4 protein-coding genes are annotated in these 3,873 nt (G+C 35.9%); 1 reads left to right on the top strand and 3 read right to left on the bottom strand.

The annotated features are described in order from the left end of the window. Positions 1–132 precede the first annotated feature (132 nt). The 3 genes from ACY651_RS03905 to ACY651_RS03895 all read right to left on the bottom strand — a co-directional run bounded on the left by ACY651_RS03905 (position 133) and on the right by ACY651_RS03895 (position 2,066). Positions 133–762, bottom strand: a complete 630-nt coding sequence (locus ACY651_RS03905; protein ID WP_462249906.1) for a DUF4142 domain-containing protein — start codon at positions 760–762, stop codon at positions 133–135. 435 nt (positions 763–1,197) lie between these two features. Then, positions 1,198–1,689 (bottom strand): hypothetical protein, encoded by a 492-nt coding sequence (locus ACY651_RS03900; protein ID WP_462249904.1) that lies wholly within the window; start codon positions 1,687–1,689, stop codon positions 1,198–1,200. A 47-nt stretch (positions 1,690–1,736) separates the two neighbouring features. Further along, positions 1,737–2,066: a hypothetical protein gene (locus ACY651_RS03895; protein ID WP_462249902.1), complete on the bottom strand. Its 330-nt coding sequence runs from the start codon at positions 2,064–2,066 to the stop codon at positions 1,737–1,739. A gap of 249 nt (positions 2,067–2,315) precedes the next feature. Here ACY651_RS03895 and ACY651_RS03890 point away from each other — a divergent pair. Further along, a partial coding sequence (locus tag ACY651_RS03890; RefSeq protein ID WP_462249900.1) for an MGH1-like glycoside hydrolase domain-containing protein occupies positions 2,316–3,873 on the top strand: 1,558 nt, incomplete at its 3' end.

Raw genomic sequence — 3,873 nt, 5'->3', positions numbered from 1 at the left:
TTCCTAACCAAACAGATTCTGCTAAAGTGGTGCAGATAAAGTTTATTCAAAACGGTACAGTTACTCCGTAAATAAATTAAAAATAATTTTTCAAAACTCCGGGTTTAACAGCCCCGGAGTTTTTTATTTTCTCTATTTCATTTTACTCTTGATCATCTTTGCTTTGTCTAAATGCTTTTTTAAAGTGGGCAATGTTTTAGCAGCAAAGTCTTTCACTTTGGCGTTGCTGTTATCTGTTGCAGCTTTTTTAAATTCGTTTATATCTTTTTCATGATCTTCTATCATCATTGGTATAAACATCTTATCAAAATCAGCACCTGTTTTTGATTGCATTTCATTTATGTGCATTGTTTGCTCTTTTGTTGCAGCAACAGGCATACTTATTTTTTCTGCTGCAGCAATTTCTTTTAGTTTGTTATTGGCATTGCCATGATCAGTTTCCAGCATCTTGCCATATTCTTTTACATCGTTACTACCACCATTAGTTTGCGCCAATTTTCCCATTGCTACTTCCATAAAGCCACCTTCGCCTGCCTTTGTAACAAATTCGTTTGGCGTACCCGGCGGAAGCGTAGTTACATCCATTTTATTACTGTTAGAGTCGGGCATAGTAGCACTGGGGTTTGGCGCCAGGTTGGCATCGGTATCTGCTGTAGTGGTATCGCTGGTTGATTTTTCAGTGCTGCTGCTATTATTGCCACAACTAAATAAAAGTATTGTTGCTGCAAGAATAAAACATGGGTTTAAAAAATAGATTTTCATGATAAATTGTTTGAATAGTTTAAAAGAAGTGCAGTACCAAATATTGCGCCATGCCATATTAAGTATATAATGGCGGGATAATTTTATCCGGATGGGTAATTTATTTCTCTTTAACTGGTTAAGTTAAAAATAAAAAGGGGCTGGATAGAAATCCTGCCCCGTTTAAATCCAATATCCTATGAAAAACCGAGTTGCGAAAAGCTGTGGTTAACAGCTGATCAATTATGTATATCCAATTAAGGAATTATTATTTTGTACTAAAGTATTTTACTGTTTAATAGCACGAATGTATATCAATACAATCACCCAAGACCTACGAAATTAGTAAACGGTTGGTTTTATTTAGTAAAAGTAAAATAGTATGTAAATTTTACTGTTTATAAAGGAATTTAATGCCTTTATAATATTCAGTTTTAAATACTGGTTTACTAAACGCTATTCACACAATTTAATTGTGTCGGTACTTTTACTGCTAAGCTGCAGCTTGATAATTTTGTTGGCTTTATTGTAATATAAAATAAGCGTACCGTACTTTGTTTGAAAAGCATCCCATGCAGCATCTTTTATTTTAGGGTAGCCCAGCCATTTAAATAAAGTGTTGCGGCCTGCGCCCATCAGCGGTAACGAAAGTTTACCTTTAAAGTTTTGGGTTATTTCAATATAATCTCTTTCGGTATAAAAATCAATGCCTTTGTCTTTATAAAAAATACCGGCACATTTTTTACCGGCATCAGTTTCTGCTATTTCACTGTAGCAGGGAAAAAATGTTTTTATTTCACCCATGGTAGATTTGGCACTTAAATCATCATTTAATTTTCCTTCTAAAACATCTACTTTAAAAATGGGGCATGCAGTGGTAGTTTTTAATTGGGCAACTGCAAATTGAGTGTATAAAATTACACTGGCAATCAAAAAGATTTTTTTCATATTTATTGGTTTAGATTATTGTATTATTTTTTTAGCAGCATACCGGCTTATTGAGGTTTAAATGCAGGATCGCTGTACATACTTTTATTAAACAGGTAATATTTACCATCTTTATAATTGCGCCAGTAGCGGTGGCCATCCACATCATAATACAACCTGCCATCAAAACTTTTTTTGGCCACACTGTCATTTACAATAATTACTTTGGCAATTGGTGCAGCCGGAGCTTTTTTTACAACCGGTTTTTTTATTACAGGTTTACTGGTATTGCTTACTGTTGCAGTATTGGCTGAAGATTGCGGTACATTTTTTTTACCGCAGCTAAAAATTAGCACGGTAAACGAAATACCTACAGCAGTAAAGTATTTTACAGGCATTGCTTTTTGCTGTACTATTCAATTTCTTTACCAAAAACTGTTAAAATGGCGGTGCCGGGTAAAAGATTTTTAATTAATACTTGCGGTTTATAAGCTATTCAACAAACGATTGCAGCCCTATTTTATCATAAGCCATTACTGCTTCTTGTAAATTGTTTATTTTTATACTTTAGTTATTCAACGATTGCCTGCTGTAAATGTTGTACGGTTGTTTAGCAACTGTGGCATCAGTATTTTTAAATTATAATAATGACAGCAGAACACCAACGCTTAAAAGTAAATAACGAAAAGCCGGTACCATTAGAACAATGGGGCCCATACCTCAGCGAAAGGCAATGGGGTACAGTAAGAGAAGATTATGGCGTGTATGGCGATGCATGGGGCTATCTTCCTTTTAATCAATCGCATTACAGGGCTTACCGCTGGGGCGAAGATGGTATTGCCGGCATATCCGACTATTTTCAAAACCTTTGTTTTGCCATTACATTATGGAATGGTAAAGATAAAATTTTAAAAGAGCGCCTGTTTGGTGTAGGCAATTACGATGGCAACCATGGCGAAGACGTAAAGGAATTATATTATTACCAGGATAATATTCCCACACATTATTACATGGAGTATTTGTATAAGTATCCGCAAAACGAATTTCCGTACAGCGATCTTTTAAATACCAACCGCAACAGAAGTAAACTGGAGCCGGAGTATGAAATTTTAGATACCGGCGTTTTTAAAAACGATGAATATTTTGATGTAAAAGTTACTTACGCCAAGCAAAACCCTACCGACATTTATATTAAAATTGATATTACCAACCGTAATACCAAAGATGCACCCGTAACACTGTTGCCTACTTTATGGTTTTACAACCGCTGGGTTTTTACACCTGATGAACCTAAACCTTTAATCAGTTTGATAAATAAAAATGCTGTTGGTATAAAACATCACCGGCTGGGTAACTATTTTTTTTATTTTCAAAAGCCCGATGCCTGTTTATTTACAGAAAACGAAACCAATTTAAATAAATTAAACGGCGAAGAAAATACAACACCATTTACAAAAGATGCTTTTCATGATGCAGTAATAAACGGTACCAATAAAACAAAACTTGTTGCAAAAAAAGAAGGCACTAAATTTTCGCCTGTGTACGAATTGAATGTAGCAGCGGGAGCAACAAAAACTATTTATTGCAGGCTTACCAGCACCGCCGATGACAAACCTTTTTCTTTAGGGTTTGAAAAAATATTTACAGTAAGAAAAGAAGAAGCAGATGATTTTTACAAAGCAATTTTACCTAACGATATTTCGGATGATTTAAAAAATATACAGCGCAAAGCCCTTGCAGGTTTATTGTGGAGCAAACAGTATTATCATTTTGATGTGGAGAGCTGGCTTACCGGCACCGATGGTATTACACCAGTTAACAGCAGTAAATTAATGGGCAGAAACAGCGACTGGACACACCTTAAAAACCAGGACGTAATTGCAATGCCCGATAAATGGGAGTATCCCTGGTACGCCGCATGGGATCTGGCTTTTCATTGTATTTCTCTTGCTATGGTAGATGTAGTTTTTGCAAAACACCAGCTGCAGTTAATAATGAGGGAGTGGTATATGAAACCCGATGGGCAGTTACCGGCATACGAATGGAATTTTAGTGATGTAAACCCGCCGGTGCAGGCATGGGCGGCCATGGAAATTTACCGCATAGAAAAAGAAACTTACGGTGAGGGTGACGTGGTTTTTTTAAAAAGGGTTTTTCAAAAACTGCTCATCAATTTTACCTGGTGGATAAACCGTAAAGACCGTA

The organism is Ferruginibacter sp., assembly GCF_031391665.1.
GTDB lineage: Bacteria > Bacteroidota > Bacteroidia > Chitinophagales > Chitinophagaceae > Ferruginibacter.
This window is presented reverse-complemented; position numbering and strand designations above follow the sequence as displayed.